This window comes from Micromonospora sp. DT43 (assembly GCF_049841645.1).
In the GTDB taxonomy this organism is placed as follows: Bacteria; Actinomycetota; Actinomycetes; order Mycobacteriales; family Micromonosporaceae; genus Micromonospora.
Map to the genome: position 1 here is coordinate 1 of NZ_JBNCKR010000019.1, position 21,262 is coordinate 21,262.

Genomic DNA, 21,262 nt, shown 5'->3' on the forward strand with positions numbered 1-21,262 from the left:
CACCTGCCGATGCCCGAACGTCACCACACCAGGCCTCGCCACCAGCACCTCCACCACAACCAAGATCAGTTGCACTGCAGCCTAGAAACCACCCCGATGCGAGTGGCAATAACTTCATGATCAACGGGGCGGGATCGGGCCGGCCGGGCCGGGCCGGGCGGGTCGGGGGCGGGGGTGGGGTTTAGGTCAGGGTGGTTAGGGCCTTTGCGTAGGTTTCGGGGATGTGGTTGGGGCCGCCGGGGGTGAAGACGTCCGATGTCGCCACCGCGGACCAGGCCGTTTCCGGTACGGCTTCGACAAGTGCCTTGATCACCGGGGCGTCGCGCCACTGGTCCTGTTCGGCGAGCAGGCCGAGAGCCACCACCGACTCCTCGACCTCGCCCACGCACTCGAACGGCTTGTGCCCGTCCACGCCCAGCAGTTCCCGGTAGCCGGGGATCTGCTCCGGGTCGGCCAGCAGGTCGCCGCCGAAGATGTGGGTGACCCGCTCGCGGGGCATGAACGGCGCCATCGCGAGGAAGACGAACCGGCACTTCGGGCAGTCCCGGCACCAGCGCTCGGACGCGTCGCGCAGCTTGAACGCCTGGTTGCAGCTCGTCACCACGTCGTCGTACCGGGTGAACTCGGCGAACAGCCGGGCGATGTGCAGCTCGGACAGCGACCGCAGCAGCGAGAAGTACGGTTCGGTCAGGCCGGCGTGCTCGGCCAACGCCCCCCGCAACAGGCCCTCGGCCTCGACGCCCTTGGACCACTGGTGGTTGATCTCGTGGCCGTTCCAGACCAGGTTCGGGTCGGACGCGGAGCGCTCGTTGGACATCACCACCGGGCCGAGCCCGTGCAGCACCGCCGTCGCCACCGCGATCAGCGAGTTGATGGCGGTGACCGGGATGTGCCCGTTCAGCGCGCCCGCCGCGTTCAGGTCGAACAGCACCGGGTCGATGCGCCGCCGGGCCGCGAGTGGGGTGAGCCCGGACGCCTCGTTTACCGAGACGATCACGTGGTTCGGGTTGACCGAGAACGGCACCGGGTCCAGCTCGGCGCGGCGCAGCGCCTCCAGGCTGACGATCGAGTCCTTGCCGCCGCCGACAGCGGAGAGGGGGCGACGGTCCGAGTCGTCGTACACCCGCGGCGGCTCCGGTGCGCCGACCGGCACCTCCGGGCGCAACTCGAGCACGTGCGGCAACTGGTTGCGGTACGCGTACTCCGCGAGGCCCCTGGTGTAGACGGCCGTGACGTAGTCGACGGTGGCCGCGCCCAGCGGCGCCGGCAGCACGAGCCGGGGCGGCGCGGCGACCTTGTAGTAGCTGACCCCGGCGACGAGGTGCAGCACCTCCAGCACCCGGCTCAGGGTGGCCACGGTTTCGTCCGACGGCGGCTGCGCCGGCAGCGGAAGGGTGATCACCTCGGTGAACCGTTGCTCACCGGCCGGACCGGTGAGCGCGTAGTCGAACAACACCTCGCCCGTGGCGAAGTCGATCGAGTAGGACGGGAAGGTGAAGGCGTCCATCCGCCGGAGCTGCTCGTTGGGCACACGCCATACTAGGCCCTGGTTCGTCCGGCCGTGTCCGGACCGGGCCCCCGCCCTGCCGCCGCCGCGACCCCGAGGAGAGCCCAGTGCGCCTGTCTGACCTGCGCGGACGTACCGTCGCCGTCTGGGGGACCGGCCGGGAGGGCCGGGCCGCTGTGACGGCGATCGCCGCGCACGGCCCCGCCGAGCTGGTCGCCGTCGACGACAGCGCCAACTTCCTGTCCCTGCCCTGGGACGGCCCGCTGGCCGAGGCGGCCCCGCTGGTCACCGGCGAGGCCGGCTTCGCCCGGCTGGCCGCCGCCGACGTGGTGGTCCGCTCGCCCGGCGTGCCGCAGACCCACCCCTGGCTGGTCGAGCTGCGCCGACGCGGCGTGCCCGTCACCCAGGGCACCGCGCTGTGGATGGCCGACCACGCCGCGCGCACCGTCGGGGTCACCGGCAGCAAGGGCAAGAGCACCACCTCCAGCCTGATCAGCCACCTGCTCACCGCGATGGGCCGCCCGAACGTCTTCGGCGGCAACATCGGCGTGCCGACCCTCGACCTGCCGGACGCGGAGCTGTACGTGCTGGAGCTGTCCAGCTACCAGTGCAGCGACCTCACCGACTCACCCCGGGTGGCAGTGGTCACCGCCCTCTTCCCCGAGCACCTGGACGCGCACGGCGGGGAACGGGAGTACTACCGCGACAAGCTCAACCTGCTCGCCCACGATCCGCAGACGATAGTGGTCAACGGCGCCGACCCCCGGCTCGCCGCCGAACTGGGGGAGCTGCCGGCCGTCCGCGCCGGCCGCCCCGACACCACCCACGTCGCCACCGGCGCGGACGGCACGCAGTGGTTCCACCTCGGTGACCAGCCGCTCTTCCCGCGTGCCGTGCTCCCGCTTGTCGGCCGGCACAACGAGGGCAACCTGTGCGTGGCCCTCGCCGTGCTCGACGCGCTCGGCGTGGACGTGGTGGCCGGCAAGGACCACCTCGCCGTCGCGGTCGCCGAGTTCCAGGGGCTGGCCCACCGGCTCACCGAGATCACCGACCCGTCCGGGTTGACCTTCGTCGACGACACCCTGGCCACCAGCCCGTACGCGGCCATGCACGCCATCGACGCGTACGAGGGGCGGCCGTTGACGGTGATCGTCGGCGGGACCGACCGGGGACTGGACTACACGCCCCTGGCCGAGCACCTCGCCGAGCGGGAGCTGACCGTGATCGGCATCCCGGACAGCGGCGCCCGCATCGTCGCGGCCCTCGACGGCCTGCCCAAGGTGCGGACCGAACTGGTCGACGACCTGGTGGAGGCGGTCCGACTGTCCCGGGAGGTGACCCCTGCCGGTGGGGTGGTGCTGCTGTCCCCGGCCGCGCCCAGCTACGGTCGGTTCCGCAACTTCGAGCACCGCTCCGAGGTCTTCGCCCAGGCCGTCGCCGACACCGCCACGCCCTAGCGTCCTTCGACCCGCCGGCCGTCTCCGTCGACGCACGCCGGGAGACCGCAAAGCGCGAAGAGGCTCCGGTCGTGGAAGGAGACGATCCGGGAGACGCCCGCTCGGGTGAGGGTGAGCACCTGGAGGCTGTGGGGGTGGTAGAGCCCGTCGGCGCCGCGGGTGTAGGTGGCGAGCGCCGGCTGGCCGTTGGCCGTCGCCGAAATGGCGCGGATCGCCTCGGCGCGGCCGAACACGGTGGTGGTGAGGAAGCGGAGGACGGCGTCGCGTCCGGCGAACCACGTCAGGTGTGGAGGCATCTCCATCGTGACGTCCTCGCGCAGCACCTGTAGCAGCGCTGCCGTGTCCGCGTTCTGGAAGGCCCGCGCGTACCGGTCGAGCAGCATCCGGTCGGCCGGATCGGCCGGTTCGGCGAACATGTCCTCGGTGAGGCCGGTGCGAGCCAGGTGCGCGCGGGCCCGGGCGAGCGCGCTGTTTACCGCGTCGGTGGTGGTGTCGAGCAGGTCGGCGACCTCGGAGGCGTGCCAGGCGAGCACGTCGCGCAGGATCAGCACGGCCCGCTGTCGGGCCGGAAGGTATTGCAGGGCTGCCACCAGGGCGAGCCGGACGCTGCTGCGGGTGCTGACGATCGTGGCCGGGTCGGTGCCGGGCATCTCCGCGTCCGGCAGCGGGTGGACCCAGGCGACGTCGGGGCCGGCGACCGTCAGTGGCTGGTCCGGGTCGCCGGACGGGCCCAGCCCAGAGGGCAGGACCCGTCGACTGCGGTGCTTGAGTGTGGTGAGGCAGGCGCTGGTGGCGATGCGGTACAGCCACACCCGCAGCGACGATCGGCCCTCGAAACCGGAGAAGCCGCGCCAGGCCCGCAGGTAGGTCTCCTGGACGACGTCCTGGGCGTCGTGCGTCGAGCCCAGCATGCGGTAGCAGTGCGCCAGGAGTTCGCGGCGGAACGGCTCGGTGAGCCGGGAGAACTCCTCGTCGTCCGTCCCCCGCACCGGAGCCTGCGCTGCCTGGGTCATGTCGTCACTCCACCCGTCCGCGGCCTGACCTGTCCTGGTACAGACCTTCGGTCCGTCGGAAAGTGATCGGTCCGGGCTTCGGTGTGGCGAAGGCCACGTCGCTGTCGGTGGCCGACCAGTCCGATCCATCCGGTGAGTCTGCACTCGTGACCGGTGAGCTGCCGGGTCGCCTGATCCCCAGGCCACCCAGGGCACCTCCCAGATCGAGAAGAGGCGACCATGAGTTCCACGAGCCAGGACACCGCCGAGCGGGCGGTGCAAGCGGTGATCGACAGCGTCTCGGCCGCATGGGTGGACAACGACGTGGACGCGTTCGTCGCGCATTACGCCGACGACGCGACCGCGGTACTGCCCGGGGTCGCCCTGTTGAGCAGGGCGGTGATCCGTACCGCGATGGCGGCCGCGTTCGCCGACCAGCTCAGGGGCACCAGGCGCGTCCACCGCGTGCAGGGCGTGCGGTTCCTCGACGACGTCACCGCGATCGTGATCAGCCGCAGCGTGACAGTCGACGCCGGCGAGGACGAGCCGGGCGCCGATGGCTGGTCGATCGCCACGTGGATCCTGTCCAACCGCTCCGGGCGCTGGCTCGTCGAGGCCTACCACGACTGCCCCGCCGCCTGACCGTTCCGCCTCGTCCACCCCTGGAGAAGAACGTGAAAACGACAGGAACAACAACGCCGGCACAGCGGTGGGTTCTGGCCCTCAGCTCCCTGGCATCGTTCGTCGTGGTGCTGGACATGCTGGTGGTGGCGACAGCGCTGCCCGCCGTCCAGCGGGACCTTGCCGCGTCGCTCGAAGACCTTGAGTGGACCGTCAACGCCTACACGCTCAGCTTCGCGGTCCTGCTGATGACCGGGTCGGCGCTGGGCGACCGCTACGGGCGGCGTCGCCTGTTCGCGATCGGGCTGGGCCTGTTCGCCGTGGCATCGGCCGCCTGCGCGCTGTCCACCCAGGCGGGCTCGCTGATCGCGGCGCGGGTCGCGCAGGGCGCCGGCGCGGCGATGATCATGCCGGTCGCGCTGGGCCTGCTCAACGGCGCGTTCCCGCCCGAGCGGCGTGGCTGGGCGACAGGCATCTACGGCAGCGTGACCGGGCTCGCCGCGGTCGCCGGGCCGGTGCTGGGTGGCGTCGTCACCCAGCACCTCGCCTGGCAGTGGATCTTCTGGCTGAACGTTCCGATCACGCTTGTCGCGATTCCGCTGGTGCTCGGCCGGGTAGCCGAGACCCGCGGGCCCGGTGGCACGCTCGACCTTCCGGGCCTGGCCCTGGCCGCCGGGTCGGCGCTGGGCGTCACGTGGGCCCTGGTACGCGGCAACGCGGCCGGGTGGAGCAGCGCCGAGACCGTGTCGACACTTGTCGGCGGGATCCTGCTCGGCGGCCTGTTCATCGTCCGCGAGCTGAGGACCCCCGCTCCGATGCTGCCGATGCGGCTGTTCCGCGCACCGGCCTTCTCCGCCGGCAACGCTGCGGTGTTCTTCATCAACGCGTCGCTGACCAGCGCGATCTTCTTCACCGCCCAGTTCCAGCAGGTCGCACTCGGCCACGGTGCGGTACAGGCCGGCTTGCGGCTCCTGCCGTGGGGAATCGCACCGTTCCTCATCGCGCCACGGGCGGGCGCGCTCACCGATCGGATCGGCGAACGGGCGTTGGTCATCGTCGGTACGCTCCTGCTCGGCGTGGGCATGGGATGGATCGCGCTGATCTCCGAGCCCGGCATCGGCTACGCCACGACCGCCGTGGCGATGACCGTCGGCGGCCTCGGGTTCTCGCTGGCCCTTCCCGCCGTCACCAGATCGGTGGTCAGCCGCGTCGCGCCGCAGGACATCGGCCGGGCATCGGGCACGTTCAGCACCCTCCGGCAGTTCGGTGGCGCGTTCGGGGTCGCCCTCACCGGCGCCGTCTTCGCCACGGCCGGCGGTTACGCCACCGCTGGTCTGTTCAGCGACGGCTACGTTCCGGCGATGGGCGTCTCGGCCGTGCTCGCCTTCGCGGCGACCGCTGCCGGCCTCGTGCTACCGCGACACCACCGCCTCGCGTCGGTCACGACCACCGGGCGTGCCGCTCCCGCCGAGTCCACGGCAGGATGACCAGCCGTCCGGGTCACCGCCGGGTGACCTGGTCGTGCAGGGCGCGCATCGAGCGGATGGCCGAGCGGATCTCCTGGAGGTAGCGCCCCGGCGTGAGCGTCTGCTCGGGCAGCACCGCGAGGTCGGCAAGCGTCGGATCCACCCCGACGGTCTCGATGCCGCACCCGTACGGCACGGCCAGCGTGCGCAGCGCGTCGCAGTGCTGGAACGGCACGTAGATCGGCGCGGTGACCATCAGCACCTCGTCGTCCGGCGCGAGCCGGACGTGCTCGGCCCAGAACCGTTGCGTGTCCGCCGTGTGGGCGCGCCGCCGGTGCGGTTCGCTGGACGGCGCGGCCAGTACCCGTACCGCGGGCAGGCCCCGCGGCCGGTAGGTCCGCGACGACCAGGAGTGGTGGGGGTGACCGGCGTCGACGCCTGCCTGCTCGGTCGGGGCGGTCACCCCGAACACCCGGCGGACCGCCGTGTCCAGCACGTCCACCTCGGTCTCGTCCGGTGGCAGGCCCGCGTCGGCAAGGGTGGCCCGTTCCCACTCGGACAGCGGTCGGAAGCTGCCCAGCACGGCGACCTCGCCGGCCACCCGCAGGCCGGTCCGCAGCAGATGCGCGGCGTACGCGACGCGACGCACGCAGGCGTGCGCCAGGCCGCCCAGCACGACCAGGTGGGCGTACGCCGGGCGGGCCGGCGGTGTCGCACGCACCATGCCGAGCGTGGCGGCCGCGTCGAGGACCAGCCTCGACGTGGGCGCGTCGAAGGTCGGCTCCCGAGCGTCCGGGCGTTCCCGCCCCTGCCGGAAGTCCCAGTGCCGGGCGGAGAAGTCGTCGAGGAACCGGAGTACGTCGACGAGGTCGCCGGCCGGCCAGTCTCCGCCGAAGTGCCGGACCAGGCCGCGGAGCGGGGTGGAGTCGACCCAGGCCCGGACGTCCGCCGTGATCTGCTCGGCGACCGTCCCGGTGGACGGGCCCGCGTCCGCGCTCTGCACCTGCCGGATGCTACCGCCCCGGCTCGGCGGGGCCGGCGATTGTGGCAGGCGTCTACCCTGACGGCACCGGCGGAGGGGAGACGTGCGTTGGCCCGTGACATGCCCCGGAACGTGCCCCGTCGTCAGTGGCGGGGGCGCGGCGGCGCCTCCGACGGCTTCGCGCGCCTGGTGGCGCACACCGACCCGGTGGCGCTTGTCGGCATCACGCTGTCGATCAGCCTCAGCGTCATTCTCGACCTCACCAACGCCGCCTCCGGGGTGGAGTCGCTGCTGGCCGGCCTGATGGGCATCACCATCTCGCTGCTGGTGGACTCGCTGGCCCGCGCGGAACGCCGATTCCACCTGCGGACGTTGCTGGACGGCCCGCCGTGGCTCGTGCACACCACCACGGAGTTGGCCGGCGCCATGCGGGAGGCGGCCGAGCAGCACGCGGGTACGCGGGTCGCGGCGGAGGCGCAGCGGCGCTACGAGCAGTTCCGACTGGAGGCCGAGCAGCTCGCGCAGGGGCGGATCATCCGGCGCGGCGACGAGGACGAGGACCTGGTCGGCGCGACCCGCGGCTGCGTGCACCGGCTGGACGCGTTGACAAACGTGATGCCCCGGGTGAGCGGGGAGCTGAGCTGGTGGCGCAGCGAGATCGGCCGGCGTTACTGGGAGGCGAACATCGCCGCCCTGCAACGGGGTGTCCGGATCACCCGGGTCTTCGTCTACGCCACGCTCACCGACGAGCTGTCCGCTCTGGTGCAGCGACAGCGCGCGGCCGGGGCGCGGGTGGGTCTGCTGCCCTTCGGTGTGGTCAGTCCACAGCTCCTGGTCAATCTGACACTCTGGGACGGGTCGAGCTGTTGGGAGGCCCGGATGACAGCACACGGCGAGATCGGCGAGAACCAGTTCTCGGTCAACCGGGCGGACGTCGAGCGTCTCGGTCGCGTGTTCGACGTCTGCGTGAACGCCGCTACCTTCCAGGACTGACGGCGGAGACGGGGACGCCATGACGTGGAGCGCGGTCCTGCTGGTGACGGTAGTGGTCTGGGCGGTAAGTGTGATCCGCTCGGTCCGGCTCCGGGCGCTTGTCTACAGCCTGCCGTTGCCGATGACGCTCGCCCTGGTCAGCACCCCGTACGGGGTGGGCGGCGCGCAGGTGCTCGGCGTGCTCGGGCTCAACCTCTTCTTCGTCACCGTGGCGGTCACCCACCAGCGGCTGCGCTGGCCGATCCTGCTGGCCGACGGCGCGGGGATCGGTGTGTACGTGGCGCTGAGCGCCGGTCTGCTGGCCGTCGACATCCCGTTCGAGGTCGCCCTCGCCGGCACTCTCGTGCTCTGGCTTGCGGCCATGCTGCTGCTGCGCCGTCGCGCCCGCCGGAGCGCCAACCTGCGCACCGCAGCCGCTGACGACCAGGTCGCCGTCGCCGAGACGCGTACGGACGGCCTGCCCGCGCTGCTCAAGCTGGTAGTGATCTTCGTCGGAGCGATCCTCACCGCGTTGCTCGGCACGGTGCTGCGCGGCATGGTGGTGACGTTCCCGTACTCGGGAGTCCTGGTCGCCGTCGAGGCTCGCCGTCAGTTGTTCGAGTTCAGCGGGCACTTCGTCCGCAACAGCCTCGCGCTTGTCGGTTTCCTCACCGCGTACCACTACGTTCAGGACGTCTCGCCGGCCGTCGCGCTGGGTGCCGGCTGGGTGGCCTTCGCGGTGGTCGCCGCCGCCCTGCACCTGCCGCTGCGCCCCCGCGCAGTCGCCGGGGCCAGCCCGCCGAGACGCGTGTCGAGACCTCTGCGGCCGGCGGCCGAGCCACCCACCCCTACCGGCCGGCCCTGACGAGGTCGGCGATCTCGGTGAGTGGTGCGGCGTACGCCTGCCAGTCGAGGCCGTCGACGCTGAGCGTGGGGCGGCGGCGTACCCCGTCCACCGCGCCCGCGCGCACGATCGCGGTCAGCAGGTCGTACGACCACGGGGGCTCCAGGAGCGTCCGGAGCTCGGGCACGTCGGGGCGCAGCAACGACAGCGCGCCGACGAGGGCGGCGGCGGCCCAGTTGGAGGTGCCGCCGACGAGCAGCGCGTCCGCGCCCACCACGCAGCGGATCCGCTCGCCCGAGGCGACCACCCGTCCGATCAGGTCCGCCGGCAGGAGGCCCATGCCGAGTTCGTTGCCGCCGTCGCCGATGCCGATCCGAAAGGCCGACCCGGCGCGGTAGAGCCGGTCCAGGGGCGCGGTGTGCGCGCCGATGTCCTCGCCACGCATGTTGCGGGGTCGCCCGTCGACTCCGGGTCCGGCCCGTTCGCAGGCGATGAGGTGCGTCAGCCGGCCGTAGCGGGGCAGGAGGGCCGCGGCCCACTCCTCGTACCCCCGCAGTGGCGCGACGTCGACGGGCAGGCCCGGCGCGGCGGCGGCGACGGCGGCCTCGACCACCGGCGCGCAGGGCTCGTCGGTGACGAGCCGGCACCGGCCGCCGAGCAGGCGCAGCGCGGCGGCGATCTGCACCGCGCCGAGCGGGCCGTCGGTCTCCGCCGCCGGCGGTTCGGCGCCAGGGATGAAGAACCCGGTGAACACCGCGGCGTCCGGCGCTCCGTCGGCGGCGAGCGACCGGGCGGCGGCCAACAGGCCGCCGGCCGCAGGCGCGGCCAGTGCCTCGCTGCCTCGGCCCACCTCGCGGGCGGCAACGCGTTCCAGCGCGGCGATGGTCTCGTCGATACGCATCGCGTGCCTCCCCGGCGAGAGTGGACGGACCCAGGGTAGGAGGCCCCGGCCAGCGAGGTTCCCCACCCCGACCTGAGCGGTCGCGGCAGGCGGTGGTGATAACGGTTCGACAGTCAGGACTTGAAGTCGGAGCCCCGCTGTCGTAGAAATTCTTCAGCAACAACGCGTTAACTGAAGAGAATCGACGTGCCTCGCGCGGCGGACACCTTCCCCCACTACCGGCGATCCGCCCGACCCGACCCGAGGAGACCTGATGAACAGGCGTGACATCCTGCGGCGCAGTGCCGCTGCCGGCCTGCTGGCCACCCCCGCCGCCGGCCTGCTGACCGGTTGCGCGACCGGCGGCGGTGACAAGGGCGATGCCGAGACCTACCAGGGCACCAAGAGCGCCGAGAACCCGCTCGGCGTGAAGGAGGACGCCCCGCTCGAGGTGGTGATCTTCGGCGGCGGCTTCGGTGAGGAGTACGCCAAGGCCCACGAGGCCATGTACACCGAGAAGTACCCGAAGGCGAAGATCAAGCACTCCGCCACCCAGGAGATCAGCAAGACCCTCCAGCCGCGCTTCGTCGACGGCACCCCGCCGGACGTGGTCAACAACTCCGGCGCCGGCCAGATCGACTTCAACGGCCTGGTCAGCCAGAACGCCATCGCCGATCTGGGCGACCTGCTCGCCGCGCCGAGCCTCGACGTGCCCGGCAAGACGGTCCGCGACACCCTGCTGCCCGGCGCGGTCGAGGTCGGCTCGTACGACGGCAAGTTCCTGGTGCTCAACTACACCTACACGGCGTACGGCATCTGGTATTCCAGCAAGCTCTTCGCCGACCGCGGCTGGTCGTACGCCAAGAACTGGGACGAGCACATCGCGCTCTGCCGGCAGATCAAGGCCGCCGGCATCGCCCCCTGGACGTACGCGGGGCTGCACCCGCGCTACATGAGCTGGCCGCTGATCGCCACCGCGATCAAGCTGGGTGGGCCGTCGGTGGCGACAGCCATCGACAACCTGGAGCCGAACGCCTGGAAGTCCGACTCGATGCGGACGGCCGCCGACGCGTGGCACCAGATCGTCAAGGACAAGTTCATCCTGGAGGGCTCGCCCGGCCTGGACCACAAGCAGTCGCAGACCGCCTGGTGCCAGGGCAAGGCCGCCTTCATCTCCTGCGGCTCCTGGCTGGAGAGTGAGCAGAAGGACGTCACGCCGGCCGGGTTCAACATGACCATTGCGCCCACCCCGAGCCTGGGCAGCGGCGACAAGCTGCCGTTCGAGGCGATCCGGGGCACCGCCGGTGAGCCGTTCATGGTGCCCGCGAAGGCCCGCAACCTCGCCGGTGGCCTGGAGTACTTCCGGACGATGCTGTCGCGCAAGGGCGCCCAGGACTTCACGAAGAAGGTCGCCAGCCTCACAGTGGTCGCCGGCGCGAGCGAGGGCGTCGAGCTGCCGTACGGGCTCAACACCGTGGTCAAGGCGCTCGACGCGTCCGGCGCCAACGGCTTCAACTGGGTCTACAACAACTACTACCGCAAGCTGGAGCGCAACCTCGTCGACGCGGCGTGCGGCGAGTTCTTCAGCGGCCGGATCGGCCCGGCGGAGTTCCTTGAGCAGTGCCAGAAGGGCGCCGACTCGATCGCCCAGGACAGCTCGATCAAGAAGTACAAGCGAGCGGCCTGACCGCCCGGCCGGTGGGGGAGAGATCCACCCCCACCGGCCGTACCCAACGGAAGGGGTCCTCTCGTGAGACATGGCAAGTGGCCGCTGATCGTCACGTTCCTGGTGCCGCCGGTGCTGCTGTACGTCTTCTTCGTCGTCTCGCCGTACCTGCAGGCGTTCCAGATCTCCACCACCGACTGGCTCGGCTACTCCGCCGACGCCAATCCGGTCGGCCTGGCGAACTTCAAGGCCCTGTGGCACGACGACTACGTCTGGAACGCGCTGACGAACAACGCGATCCTGCTGGTGCTGGTGCCCGTGCTGACCATCGGGGTCGGGCTCTTCTTCGCCACCATGCTCGCCCTGGGCGGGCGCCGGGGCCGCGCCGGAGTCACGGGCGTACGCGGCGGCGCGTTCTACCGCACCGTGTACTTCTTTCCCCAGGTGCTCTCCGTGGTGATCATCGCGCTGCTGTTCAAGGAGGTCTACCACCCCAACAAGGGGCTGCTGACAAGCGCGCTGCACGCCGTCGGCCTGCCCGCTCCGACCTGGCTCGGCGACCCCGCGACCGCCTTCTGGTGTGTGTTGGCGGTGATGGTGTGGAGCAACGTCGGCTTCTACGTCGTCCTGTTCGGCGCCGCGATGTCAGCCGTGCCGAAGGAGATCTACGAGGCGGTGCTGCTCGACGGCGCGTCCCGGTTCACCACACTGCGGCGGATCACCCTGCCGCTGCTCTGGGACACCGTGCAGGTCGCCTGGGTCTACCTGGCGATCTTCGCCCTGGACGGCTTCATCCTCGTCCAGTTGATGACCAACGGCGGGCCGAACTTCTCCACCGACGTGATCGGCGTCCGCATGTACGACACCGCCTTCGGCAGCGAGACCAAGTTCGGCTACGCCTCGGCGATCGGCGTGGTGATGTTCTTCCTGACCCTCTCGGTGGCGGTGCTGTCGCTGCGGGTCGGCCGGCGCGATCGGATCGAGTACTCGTGACCACACTGGACCAGCCCACAGTCACCGCGCCGACGCCGGCCGCCGGCCGGGACCGCCCGGTCCGCCGGGAACTCGGCGTCGCCAACGCTCTCTCGCACGGCTTCCTGCTGCTCTGGGGCCTGCTCACCGTCCTGCCGCTGCTGTGGATGTTCCTCAGCTCGTTCAAGACCAACGGCGAGATCCTGGCCGACCCCTGGGGGCTGCCCGAGGCCCTGCGCTGGGACAACTGGGCGCGGGCGTGGACCGGGGCGCACATCGGCAGGTACTTCCTCAACAGCCTCGTGGTGGTCACCGGCTCGGTGAGCCTCACCATGCTGATGGGCGCCGCCGCCGCGTACGTCTTCGCCCGCTACGAGTTCCGTGGCCGGCAGATCTTCTACTACCTGTTCGTGGGCGGCCTGATGTTCCCGGTGTTCCTCGCACTGGTGCCGCTGTTCTTCGTGGTCCGCAACGCCGGCCTCTTCGGCACCTGGACCGGCCTGATCCTGGTGTACGCGGCGTACTCGCTGCCGTTCACGGTGTTCTTCCTGACCGCGTTCTTCCGGACCCTGCCGACCTCGGTGGCCGAGGCGGCAATGGTCGACGGCTGCGGCCACTTCCGGCTGTTCTTCCGGGTGATGCTTCCGATGGCACGTCCGGGACTGATCAGTGTGGGGATCTTCAACTTCCTCAGCCACTGGAACCAGTTCCTGCTGCCGCAGGTGCTGATGCAGGGCGACGAGTCCAAGTGGATGCTCGCCCAGGGGCTGTTCGCGTTGTCGGTCAGCCAGGGATATGCGGGCGACTACGCCCGACTCTTCGCCGGGCTGAGCATCGCGGTGCTGCCGGTGCTGGCGATCTACGTCGCCTTCCAGCGGCAGGTCCAGGCCGGCCTCACCGCCGGCCAACTGAAGTAGGACGCGCTCGCTGCTGACCGATCCCGATCACCGTTCCAGCCGCCCGACCGAGCCTTCGGCGGGTGGGTGGGTCAGGGGTTGGGGAAGAGTCGGGCGTGTAGGGCCGCCGGGTCGGTGACCTCGGGTAGGTCGCGGGCGGCGAGCCAGGCCGCGGCGGCGGCCCCGTCGCCGGCGGTGCGCAGGGGCGCGGACGGCCAGCGTCGGCCGACCTCGGCGCGGACGGCTGTGGCCAGCGGGGTGTCCGCGGTGAGCAGCCCGCCACCGAGGACCACAGGTGTCGTCGCCCCCGCGGGGCGGATCCGGCCGACGCTCTCGGCGAGGTGGGTGGCGGCCTCCGCGATCAGGGCGGTGGCGACCGGTTCGCCGTCGGTCGCGGCGGTGACGACGAGTGGCGTCAGCCGGGCCAGCTCGATCGGCGGCCGGCGGGTGACCGCCTGGATCGTGGCGTCCACCGTGTCGCGGGGGCGGGGAGCGACGTCGGCGCTGCCCAGCAGGTCGGTGAGTACCGCCGCGCCCAGCGTGCCGGGCGCGTGGCCGGCGTCCAGGTCGGCGAGGAGCCGGCGGACCGCCTCGCGGCCGAGCCAGAAGCCCGACCCGGTGTCGCCGAGCAGCCAGCCGTGGCCGTCGGCGATCCGGTCGAGTCGCAGGTCGGTGACCTGCGCGGTGATCGCGCCCGTGCCGGCGATGAGCACCGTTCCGTCGGGCTCGGCGGTGCCGGAGGCGTAGGCCACCAGGGCGTCGCCGTGCACGGCGTACGGGCAGCGCAGGCCGGCGTCGTGCCAGGCCCGGTCGAAGGCGGCCCGTCCGTCGGGGTCGGCGAGCAGCCGGGGGGCGCCGGCCAGCCCGATGGTGCCGGCGGCCACCCGGGTCGGGTCGACGTCGGCGAGCGCGGCGCGCAGCGCGGTCAGCAGCTCGGCGGCGGCTCGTTCGGCGCCGTGGCTGGTGGGGTTGCCACCGCCGGCCCGACCGGTGCCGAGGCGTTCGCCGGTGAGGGTCAGGGCTGTCGCCCGGGTGGACGTACCCCCGACGTCGAGACCGACCACGACGGTGTCGGACATCGGCACGGGCCTCCTTGCGCTGCGCGGTGCTGGGCCTGTTCATGCTGGTCGGCGCGGCCGCGTAGGGCAACTTCGGGCGGCCGCGAGGGCCTGTGCGCCAGGTAACAGTTTGAAAACTTCGCCCACAGTCTTGACACGGAGGGCCGTTCAGTAAGAACTTTTACCACTAACAGTTAACAGTCTTTTCGGAAAGGTGAGGCGTCCCATGGTTGATCACGAGGTGGACACCGTCGCGGGGACCGCGATGGTCGACGCCCACGTGACCGACCGACGAAACTCGCCCTCCAGCGGCGTGCTGGCCCGGGTGCGCAACGGTCTCGGCGAGCTGACCGGCGCGCTGCGCCGGGTCGCCGAGCACGTGCTCAGCGACCCGGAGGCCGCCGCGCGCTCGACGATCGTGGAGCTGGCCGAGCGCAGCGGCACCTCGCCGGCCACCATCACCCGCTTCTGCCGGGCGATGGGCTTCGAGGGGTACGCCGACCTGCGGCTGGGCATCGCCGCCGAGACCGGTCGGGCCCGCTTGGCCGGCTGGACCGTCGACATCGGCCGCGAGATCCAGCCGAACGACCCCCTCGCGCGGGTCCTCGACCAGATCATGGCCGCCGACACCCGGGCCATGCACGACACCGCGGCGCTGCTCGACCTCGGTGAGGTGGAACGCGCAGCCGTGGCGATCGCCGGCGCCAACCGGGTGAACATCTTCGGCGCCAGCGGCAGCGCCCTCGTCGGCGAGGAGATGCAGTTCAGCCTGCACCGCATCGGCGTGGCGGCCTGGGCCTGGAGCGACGTGCACGAGGGGCTGGCCAGCGCCGCGCTGCTCGGTGTCGGCGACGTGGCGCTCGGCATCTCGCACACCGGTCAGACCCGGGAGACCATCGAGATGCTCGCCGAGGCGGGCAGCCGGGGCGCCACCACTCTCGCCCTCACCGGCTTTCCCCGCTCACCGCTGGCCGAGCTGGCCGACATCGTGCTGCTCACCGCGAGCCAGGCCACCACCTTCCGGCCGGACGCGCTCTCCGCCCGCCACCCGCAACTGGTGGTGCTCGATCTGCTCTACATCGCCGTCGCCCAGCGCACCCACGACCGCGCCCACGCGGCCTTCCGCCGTACCGCGCAGGCCGTCGACGGGCACAAGGCCGCGAAGGGAACCCTCTCATGATCAGTGCCCAGGGGTACGCGGACGCCGTCCGCCCGGTGCTCGACCGGCTGCTCGACTCGGAGGCCGACGGGATCACCCGGGCCGCCGACCTGATCGCCGACAGCCTGCGCGCCGGCGGGGTGCTCCAGGCGTTCGGCGCGGGGCACTCCGAGGCGTTCGCCGCCGAGCTTGTCGCCCGCGCCGGTGGGCTGGTCCCCACCAACCGGCTCTCGGTACGGGATCTGGTGGTGCACGGTGACGCTCCGCGCGACGTGCTCGCCGATCCCAAGCTGGAACGCGATCCCTCCATCGCCCACCAGATCTACGCGCTCGCGGCGCCCCAGCCGCGCGACGTGTTCGTGGTGGCGTCCCAGTCCGGCATCAACGGCTCGGTGGTCGAGCTGGCGGCGCTGGTCACCGAGCGCGGTCACCCGTTGATCGCGGTCACCTCGGTCGAGCACACCGCACGGGTGGCGCCACGGCACCCGTCCGGTCAACGGCTCGCCGACCTCGCCGACGTCGTGCTGGACAACGGCGCGCCGTACGGTGACGCACTGCTGCCGCTCGAGGGCGGCGGCGCGGTCTGTGCGGTCTCCTCGGTCACCACCGCGCTGCTGGCGCAGTTGCTGACCGCCGAGGTCGTACGACGGTTCCACCAGGCCGGGGAGGTACCCCCTATCTACCTCTCCGCCAACGTCCCCGGCGGGGACGAGCACAACAACGCCCTCGAGTCGCGGTACGCCGGGCGTCTCCGGCGCACCGCCTGACCCGAATTCCACAAGGAGAGACGACGATGTCGATTACCCCCGAGCACCCGGCCGCACTCGACCGTCGCACGGTGCTGCGTCGCGCCGCCGCCGTGGGCATGCTCGCCACCCCGGCCATCGGCCTGCTCAGCGCCTGCGCCACGAGCAGCGGTGACAAGGAGAACGAGCAGGTCGCCGGCGGCACCAAGAGCGAGAAGAACCCGCTGGGTGTCAAGGAGGACGCCCCCATCGAGGTGATCATCTTCAACGGCGGCTACGGCGAGAAGTACGCCACCGACGTGCACGAGCCGCTGTACAAGACCGCGTTCCCCAAGGCGGAGATCAAGCACCAGTCCACGCAGGCGGTCTCCACCGTCCTGCAGCCGCGGTTCGCGTCCGGCAACCCGCCGGAGTTCGTGAACAACTCGGGCGAGAAGCTGATGGACTTCGGCGCGCTTGTCGCCGACGGTCAGCTCCAGGACCTCACCGAGCTGTGGGACGCCCCGTCGGTCGACGACCCGGCCAAGAAGGTCCGCGACACCGTCGTGCCGGGCACCGTCGAGGCGGGCTCGTTCAACGGCAAGCCGTACGTGCTGTACTACGTCTCCACGGTCTTCGGCATCTGGTACTCGGCCAAGCTGTTCAAGGACAACGGCTGGGCGCCGGCGAAGACCTGGGACGAGTTCATCGCCCTGCTCACCAAGATCAAGGCCAAGGGCATCACCCCGTACGGCTACGCCGGGGCGAACGCGGCCTACTACCAGTGGAACGTGATCCTCACCCAGGCCGCCAAGATCGGTGGCGTGGAGGTGCTGAAGAACATCGACAACCTGGAGGACGGCGCCTGGAAGCAGGACGCGGTCAAGCAGGCGGCCACGGCGTGGGCCGAGGTCGGGGCGAAGTTCAGCGACAAGAGCTTCGAAGGGCTCAAGCACACCGACGTGCAGCTGCGGCAGAACCAGTACAAGGTGGCCCTGTACCCGAGCGGTGACTGGCTGGAGGGCGAGCAGAAGAAGGACACCCCGGCCGGCTTCGACTACCAGCTCATGCCGGTGCCGAGCCTCACCGCGTCGGACAAGCTGCCGGCGACGGCTCTGCGGGCCACCGCGGGCGAGGGGTACTTCGTCTCGGCGAAGAGCAAGAACCCCAAGGGCGGCCTGGAGTACATGCGCCAGATGCTGTCCAAGGCGGGCGCGAAGGGCTTCACCGAGGTGGTCAAGGCCCCGACCGTGGTCACCGCCGGCTCGGAGGGCTTCGCCTTCCCGCCCGGTGTGGCCAGCTCGCAGGCCGCGCTCAAGGCGGCCGGGCAGGACGTGTTCAACCTGTACTTCGACGGCTGGTACAAGGAGCTCGACACGGAGGCGCGCAGCGCCACCAACGAGCTGATGTTCGGCCGGATCAACGCGGACGCCTTCGTGGAGCGGATCCAGAAGCGCGCCGACGCGATCAAGAAGGACAGCTCGGTCGCCAAGTTCAAGCGCTGATCGATCGGAGCTAGGGTCATGCGGCACGGCAAGTATCCATTCGTGGTCGGGTTCCTGTTCGCCCCGGTCGCGCTGTACGTGACATTCGTGATCTGGCCGTACGCGCAGGCGTTCCAGATCTCGATGACCAACTGGCGAGGGCTCTCCGCCCCGCAGTGGGTGGGCTTCGACAACTACCGGAGGCTGCTCGACGACGGCGCCTTCTGGAAGGCGGTCCAGCACCACGGCGTACTGCTGCTTGCCCTGCCGCTGATCACGATCGCCATCGCGTTGTTCTTCGCCTTCCTGCTCAACGTGGGCGGCAAGAGCAGCGGCGGTCAACGCCAGGGGGTCTGGGGGGCGAAGTTCTACCGGGTGGTGTTCTTCTTCCCCCAGGTCCTGGCGGTGGCGATCATCGCGGTGCTGTTCCAGATGGTCTACCGGCCGAACGAGTCGGGTCTGATCAACGGCGTGTTGATGAAGCTCGGCCTGGATCCGATCCTCTTCCTGGTCAAGCCGAACCTGGCCCTCTGGTCGATCCTCGCGGTGCTGGTCTGGCAGGCCGTCGGCTTCTACGTGGTGCTCTTCTCGGCCGGGATGGCCTCCATCCCGGGCGAGATCTACGAGGCCGCGGAGATGGACGGGGCGAGCAGGGTGACGCTGTTCTTCCGGGTCACCCTGCCGCTGCTCTGGGACACCCTCCAGGTCGCGTGGGTGTATCTGGGCATCGCGGCGTTCGACGCGTTCGCCATCGTGGCGGTGCTCTCGGTGGACGGGGGTGGCCCGGACGGCGCCACCACAGTCCTGGCCATGGAGATCTACCGCAACGCGTTCGTCTACTCGAAGTACGGCTACGCCTCGGCGATGGGCGTGGCGCTGTTCTTCCTCACCCTCACGTTCGCGGCGCTGACGCTGCGGCTCACCAAGCGGGAAAGCGTGGAGTACTGATGAACCCGCAGTCGACGCTGCCGCCGACGCCGGCGGCCCTACCGCCGAAGACCGGCGGCCCGTCCGCGCCCGGCGGCCGGCGCGGCAAGGACCCCCGCTCGGAGGTACGGCTCTTCGCCGGCCTGGGGCACGTCGCGCTCGCCGTGTGGGCGGTGATCGTGATCGTGCCGATCCTCTGGACCTTCCTCGCCGCGTTCAAGAACACCAGCGAGATCTTCAGCAGCCCGTGGACGCTCCCGGCGGAGCTGCGGTGGGAGAACTTCGGCCGGGCGTGGACCAAGGCGCACGTCGGCCGGTACTTCCTCAACAGCGTCCTCGTGGTCTCGTGCAGCACGTTCCTCACCATGCTGCTCGGCTCGATGGCGGCGTACGTGCTGGCGCGGTACCGGTTCTGGGGCAACCGGGCGGTCTACTACCTGTTCGTCTCGGGGCTGGCGTTCCCGGTCTTCCTGGCCCTGGTGCCGCTCTTCTTCGTGGTGAAGCAGTTGGGCATGCTGGACACCTACCAGGGCGTGATCCTGGTCTACACCGCGTACTCGCTGCCGTTCACGATCTTCTTCCTGGCCGCGTTCTTCAAGACGCTGCCGACGTCGGTGGCCGAGGCCGGGATGATCGACGGGTGTGGGCACAGCCGGCTGTTCTTCCAGGTCATGATGCCGATGGCGAAGCCGGGTCTGATCAGCGTGGCGATCTTCAACATCATCGGGCAGTGGGCGCAGTACCAGCTCCCGTTGGTGCTGCTCTCGAACGCCAAGGACAAGTGGGTGCTCACCCAGGGCATCGCCGACATCTCGGTGAACGCCGGCTACGAGGCGGACTGGTCCGGGCTGTTCGCCGCGCTGACGATCGCCATCCTCCCGATGATCATCGTGTACGCGGTCTTCCAGCGTCAGATCCAGGCGGGCCTCACGTCCGGCGCGGTGAAGTAGGCGCTCACCTCGGGCGCTCGTCGGCGTGGGCGTGCCACGAGCGCCAGAGCGCGGCGTACGCCCCGCCGGCCGCCACCAGGTCGTCGTGGCTGCCGATCTCGGTGATCCGGCCGTCGGCCAGGACCGCCACCCGGTCGGCGTCGTGCGCGGTGTTGAGCCGGTGCGCGATGGCGATGACGGTCCGCCCGACGAGCACGGCCGCCAGGGCCCGCTCGGTCCGCCGGGCGGTGCTCGGGTCGAGCGCCGCGGTCGCCTCGTCCAGGATCAGCGTGTGCGGGTCGGCGAGCACCAACCGGGCCAGCGCCAGTTGCTGGGCCTCGGCCGCGCCGAGCTGCCGGGCGCCGTCGCCGAGCGCCGTGTCCAGACCCTCGGGCAGCCCGTCGTACCAGTCGGCGCCCACGGTGGCCAGCGCGGCGCGCATCTGCTCGTCCGAGGCATCCGGCGCGGCGAACGCGAGATTGTCGCGTACCGAGCCGATGAAGACGTGGTGCTCCTGGGTGACCAGGGCGATCCGCCGTCGACGTTCGGCCGGGTCCAGGTCGGTGACCGGGCAGCCGCCGATGCTGACGACGCCACGGCGGGGCGCGTCGATGCCGGCCAGCAGCCGGGCCAGGGTCGACTTGCCGGCGCCCGACGGGCCGACGACTGCCAGCCGTTCGCCGGGCTGCACCTCCAGGTCGATGCCGTGCAGCACGTCGTGCCCGTCGGCGTAGGAGAACCGCGCCTCGCGGACGACGAGCCGCTCGCCCCGCGACGGGGCAGTGGTGCCGGGCGGCTCCGGTGGGACCAGCCCGACGCCGAGCACCCGGGCGAACGACGCGAAGCCGCGCTGCGCCTGCTCCGTCCAGAGCAACAGCCGGTCCAGCGGGTCGATGGCCTGCTGGAGGTAGAGAGCGGCGGCGACCACCGCGCCGAGCGAGACCCGGTCGGCGGCGAACAGGTAGCCCCCGACGAGCAGGACCATGGCGACGGGAAGCGGGTAGCTGGCCTCCACGACCGAGAAGAACACCGTACGCAGCGCGAGGGTCGCCCGCCGGGCCTGCCACAGCCGGGTGACGCGGATGGTCCCGTGCCGGATCCGGTCGTCGGCCAGCCGCAGCGCCTCCACCGTGCGGGCGCCCTCGGCGGTGGTGGTCAACGCCTCGGTCACCTCGGCCGCCGCGGCGCCCTCGGCGAGGTACGCGGAGCTGGCCCGACGCAGATACCACCGCGTCACCGCCACGATCGACGGCAGCCCGGCCAGCCCCGCGAGCCCGAGCAGCGGATGCAGCACGAACACCGCCCCGAACAGCAACGTCAACTGCACCGAGGCGATGACGATGACTGGCGCCACGTCCCGGACCGTGGTGCCGACCGTCGCCACGTCGACCGAGCTGCGGGTCGCCAGGTCACCGGAGCCCGCGCGCTCGACAACCGAGACGGGCAACCCGAGCGTGCGGCTGACGAACTGCTCGCGCAGCTCGGCGACGGCCCGTTCACCGAAGCGGTGGCCGGCGTACTGGGCGTAGCGGGAGAGCAGGGCGCTGACCAGAACACAGCCGGCGATCGCCAGTGCCAGCCGGTCCACGGTGGCCACGCCGGCGCCGGCGGTGACCCGGTCGATGATGACGCCCAGCAGCCAGGGCGGGGCCAGTCCGGCGAGGGCGGCGGCGCTGTGCAACGCCAGTACGACGCCGACCGCCCGGCGGTGCCGGCTCATCATGT

19 protein-coding genes are annotated in these 21,262 nt (G+C 71.2%); 13 read left to right on the top strand and 6 right to left on the bottom strand.

The window, feature by feature from the left end; translation table 11 throughout:
* Nucleotides 1-181: 181 nt before the first annotated feature.
* Nucleotides 182-1,531, bottom strand: coding sequence for a hypothetical protein (locus ACLQ26_RS30140; protein ID WP_425747736.1), 1,350 nt, complete (start codon nt 1,529-1,531; stop codon nt 182-184).
* Nucleotides 1,532-1,614: 83 nt separating this feature from the next.
* On the opposite strand from ACLQ26_RS30140, the gene murD reads away from it, so the two are divergent.
* Complete coding sequence (gene murD, locus ACLQ26_RS30145) at nt 1,615-2,964, top strand: UDP-N-acetylmuramoyl-L-alanine--D-glutamate ligase (RefSeq protein ID WP_425747737.1); 1,350 nt, start codon at nt 1,615-1,617, stop codon at nt 2,962-2,964.
* On the opposite strand, the gene ACLQ26_RS30150 is transcribed toward murD, so the two are convergent.
* Nucleotides 2,961-3,977: a sigma-70 family RNA polymerase sigma factor gene (locus ACLQ26_RS30150; protein WP_425747738.1), complete on the bottom strand. Its 1,017-nt coding sequence runs from the start codon at nt 3,975-3,977 to the stop codon at nt 2,961-2,963. The two genes, murD and ACLQ26_RS30150, sit on opposite strands and share 4 nt — an antisense overlap.
* A 219-nt stretch (nt 3,978-4,196) precedes the next feature.
* Here ACLQ26_RS30150 and ACLQ26_RS30155 point away from each other — a divergent pair, with 219 nt between their 5' ends.
* Together ACLQ26_RS30155 and ACLQ26_RS30160 are read left to right on the top strand one after the other, a co-directional pair.
* Nucleotides 4,197-4,598 (top strand): SgcJ/EcaC family oxidoreductase, encoded by a 402-nt coding sequence (locus ACLQ26_RS30155; protein ID WP_425747739.1) that lies wholly within the window; start codon nt 4,197-4,199, stop codon nt 4,596-4,598.
* A 32-nt stretch (nt 4,599-4,630) separates the two neighbouring features.
* Nucleotides 4,631-6,064 (top strand): MFS transporter, encoded by a 1,434-nt coding sequence (locus ACLQ26_RS30160; protein ID WP_425747740.1) that lies wholly within the window; start codon nt 4,631-4,633, stop codon nt 6,062-6,064.
* A 13-nt stretch (nt 6,065-6,077) separates the two neighbouring features.
* On the opposite strand, the gene ACLQ26_RS30165 is transcribed toward ACLQ26_RS30160, so the two are convergent.
* Nucleotides 6,078-7,046, bottom strand: a complete 969-nt coding sequence (locus ACLQ26_RS30165; protein ID WP_425747741.1) for a hypothetical protein — start codon at nt 7,044-7,046, stop codon at nt 6,078-6,080.
* Between the two features lie 111 nt (nt 7,047-7,157).
* Between ACLQ26_RS30165 and ACLQ26_RS30170 the strand changes: the two genes are divergently transcribed.
* Together ACLQ26_RS30170 and ACLQ26_RS30175 are read left to right on the top strand one after the other, a co-directional pair.
* On the top strand, nt 7,158-8,018 hold the full coding sequence (locus ACLQ26_RS30170) for a hypothetical protein (RefSeq protein ID WP_425747742.1): 861 nt from the start codon (nt 7,158-7,160) through the stop codon (nt 8,016-8,018).
* Between the two features lie 19 nt (nt 8,019-8,037).
* Nucleotides 8,038-8,862, top strand: coding sequence for a hypothetical protein (locus ACLQ26_RS30175; RefSeq protein WP_425747743.1), 825 nt, complete (start codon nt 8,038-8,040; stop codon nt 8,860-8,862).
* Here the strand turns inward: ACLQ26_RS30175 and ACLQ26_RS30180 are convergent.
* Nucleotides 8,846-9,742 carry a glutamate cyclase domain-containing protein gene (locus ACLQ26_RS30180; RefSeq protein ID WP_425747744.1) on the bottom strand — a complete coding sequence of 299 codons (897 nt, stop codon included), beginning with the start codon at nt 9,740-9,742 and terminating at the stop codon, nt 8,846-8,848. The two genes, ACLQ26_RS30175 and ACLQ26_RS30180, sit on opposite strands and share 17 nt — an antisense overlap.
* Nucleotides 9,743-9,995: 253 nt before the next feature.
* On the opposite strand from ACLQ26_RS30180, the gene ngcE (ACLQ26_RS30185) reads away from it, so the two are divergent.
* From ngcE (ACLQ26_RS30185) to ACLQ26_RS30195, 3 genes are all read left to right on the top strand, one after another.
* Nucleotides 9,996-11,408 (top strand): N-acetylglucosamine/diacetylchitobiose ABC transporter substrate-binding protein, encoded by a 1,413-nt coding sequence (ngcE, locus tag ACLQ26_RS30185; protein ID WP_425747745.1) that lies wholly within the window; start codon nt 9,996-9,998, stop codon nt 11,406-11,408.
* A gap of 63 nt (nt 11,409-11,471) precedes the next feature.
* Nucleotides 11,472-12,380 carry a carbohydrate ABC transporter permease gene (locus ACLQ26_RS30190; RefSeq protein WP_425747746.1) on the top strand — a complete coding sequence of 303 codons (909 nt, stop codon included), beginning with the start codon at nt 11,472-11,474 and terminating at the stop codon, nt 12,378-12,380.
* On the top strand, nt 12,377-13,276 hold the full coding sequence (locus ACLQ26_RS30195; protein WP_425747747.1) for a carbohydrate ABC transporter permease: 900 nt from the start codon (nt 12,377-12,379) through the stop codon (nt 13,274-13,276). The genes ACLQ26_RS30190 and ACLQ26_RS30195 overlap by 4 nt, the downstream gene beginning before the upstream one ends.
* A gap of 71 nt (nt 13,277-13,347) precedes the next feature.
* Here the strand turns inward: ACLQ26_RS30195 and ACLQ26_RS30200 are convergent, their stop codons facing one another.
* Nucleotides 13,348-14,334, bottom strand: a complete 987-nt coding sequence (locus tag ACLQ26_RS30200) for an N-acetylglucosamine kinase (RefSeq protein WP_425747748.1) — start codon at nt 14,332-14,334, stop codon at nt 13,348-13,350.
* 205 nt (nt 14,335-14,539) lie between these two features.
* Here ACLQ26_RS30200 and ACLQ26_RS30205 point away from each other — a divergent pair, with 205 nt between their 5' ends.
* Genes ACLQ26_RS30205 through ACLQ26_RS30225 form a run of 5 tightly spaced genes read left to right on the top strand, consistent with a single transcriptional unit; the run spans nt 14,540 to nt 19,558 of the window.
* On the top strand, nt 14,540-15,493 hold the full coding sequence (locus tag ACLQ26_RS30205) for a MurR/RpiR family transcriptional regulator (protein ID WP_425747749.1): 954 nt from the start codon (nt 14,540-14,542) through the stop codon (nt 15,491-15,493).
* The gene (locus ACLQ26_RS30210) at nt 15,490-16,239 is read left to right on the top strand and encodes an SIS domain-containing protein (RefSeq protein WP_354858387.1); all 750 of its coding nucleotides are present in this window, start codon (nt 15,490-15,492) and stop codon (nt 16,237-16,239) included. Before ACLQ26_RS30205 ends, ACLQ26_RS30210 begins: the two co-directional genes overlap by 4 nt.
* Nucleotides 16,240-16,265: 26 nt before the next feature.
* Complete coding sequence (gene ngcE, locus ACLQ26_RS30215) at nt 16,266-17,702, top strand: N-acetylglucosamine/diacetylchitobiose ABC transporter substrate-binding protein (RefSeq protein WP_425747750.1); 1,437 nt, start codon at nt 16,266-16,268, stop codon at nt 17,700-17,702.
* A gap of 18 nt (nt 17,703-17,720) precedes the next feature.
* Nucleotides 17,721-18,629 carry a carbohydrate ABC transporter permease gene (locus ACLQ26_RS30220; RefSeq protein ID WP_425747751.1) on the top strand — a complete coding sequence of 303 codons (909 nt, stop codon included), beginning with the start codon at nt 17,721-17,723 and terminating at the stop codon, nt 18,627-18,629.
* Nucleotides 18,629-19,558, top strand: a complete 930-nt coding sequence (locus ACLQ26_RS30225; protein ID WP_425747752.1) for a carbohydrate ABC transporter permease — start codon at nt 18,629-18,631, stop codon at nt 19,556-19,558. The genes ACLQ26_RS30220 and ACLQ26_RS30225 overlap by 1 nt, the downstream gene beginning before the upstream one ends.
* Before the next feature lie 4 nt (nt 19,559-19,562).
* On the opposite strand, the gene ACLQ26_RS30230 is transcribed toward ACLQ26_RS30225, so the two are convergent.
* On the bottom strand, nt 19,563-21,260 hold the full coding sequence (locus tag ACLQ26_RS30230) for an ABC transporter ATP-binding protein (protein WP_425747819.1): 1,698 nt from the start codon (nt 21,258-21,260) through the stop codon (nt 19,563-19,565).
* Between the last annotated feature and the right edge of the window lie 2 nt (nt 21,261-21,262).

What these genes read in the sequence shown, in the direction of transcription:
- ACLQ26_RS30150 (WP_425747738.1), bottom strand. Translation starts at nt 3,977, where the DNA reads ATGACCCAGGCAGCGCAGGCTCCGGTGCGGGGGACGGACGACGAGGAG.
- ACLQ26_RS30155 (WP_425747739.1), top strand. Translation starts at nt 4,197, where the DNA reads ATGAGTTCCACGAGCCAGGACACCGCCGAGCGGGCGGTGCAAGCGGTG.
- ACLQ26_RS30175 (WP_425747743.1), top strand. Translation starts at nt 8,038, where the DNA reads ATGACGTGGAGCGCGGTCCTGCTGGTGACGGTAGTGGTCTGGGCGGTA.
- ACLQ26_RS30180 (WP_425747744.1), bottom strand. Translation starts at nt 9,742, where the DNA reads ATGCGTATCGACGAGACCATCGCCGCGCTGGAACGCGTTGCCGCCCGC.
- ngcE (WP_425747745.1), top strand. Translation starts at nt 9,996, where the DNA reads ATGAACAGGCGTGACATCCTGCGGCGCAGTGCCGCTGCCGGCCTGCTG.
- ACLQ26_RS30200 (WP_425747748.1), bottom strand. Translation starts at nt 14,334, where the DNA reads ATGTCCGACACCGTCGTGGTCGGTCTCGACGTCGGGGGTACGTCCACC.
- ACLQ26_RS30205 (WP_425747749.1), top strand. Translation starts at nt 14,540, where the DNA reads ATGGTTGATCACGAGGTGGACACCGTCGCGGGGACCGCGATGGTCGAC.
- ACLQ26_RS30210 (WP_354858387.1), top strand. Translation starts at nt 15,490, where the DNA reads ATGATCAGTGCCCAGGGGTACGCGGACGCCGTCCGCCCGGTGCTCGAC.
- ngcE (WP_425747750.1), top strand. Translation starts at nt 16,266, where the DNA reads ATGTCGATTACCCCCGAGCACCCGGCCGCACTCGACCGTCGCACGGTG.
- ACLQ26_RS30220 (WP_425747751.1), top strand. Translation starts at nt 17,721, where the DNA reads ATGCGGCACGGCAAGTATCCATTCGTGGTCGGGTTCCTGTTCGCCCCG.
- ACLQ26_RS30225 (WP_425747752.1), top strand. Translation starts at nt 18,629, where the DNA reads ATGAACCCGCAGTCGACGCTGCCGCCGACGCCGGCGGCCCTACCGCCG.
- ACLQ26_RS30230 (WP_425747819.1), bottom strand. Translation starts at nt 21,260, where the DNA reads ATGATGAGCCGGCACCGCCGGGCGGTCGGCGTCGTACTGGCGTTGCAC.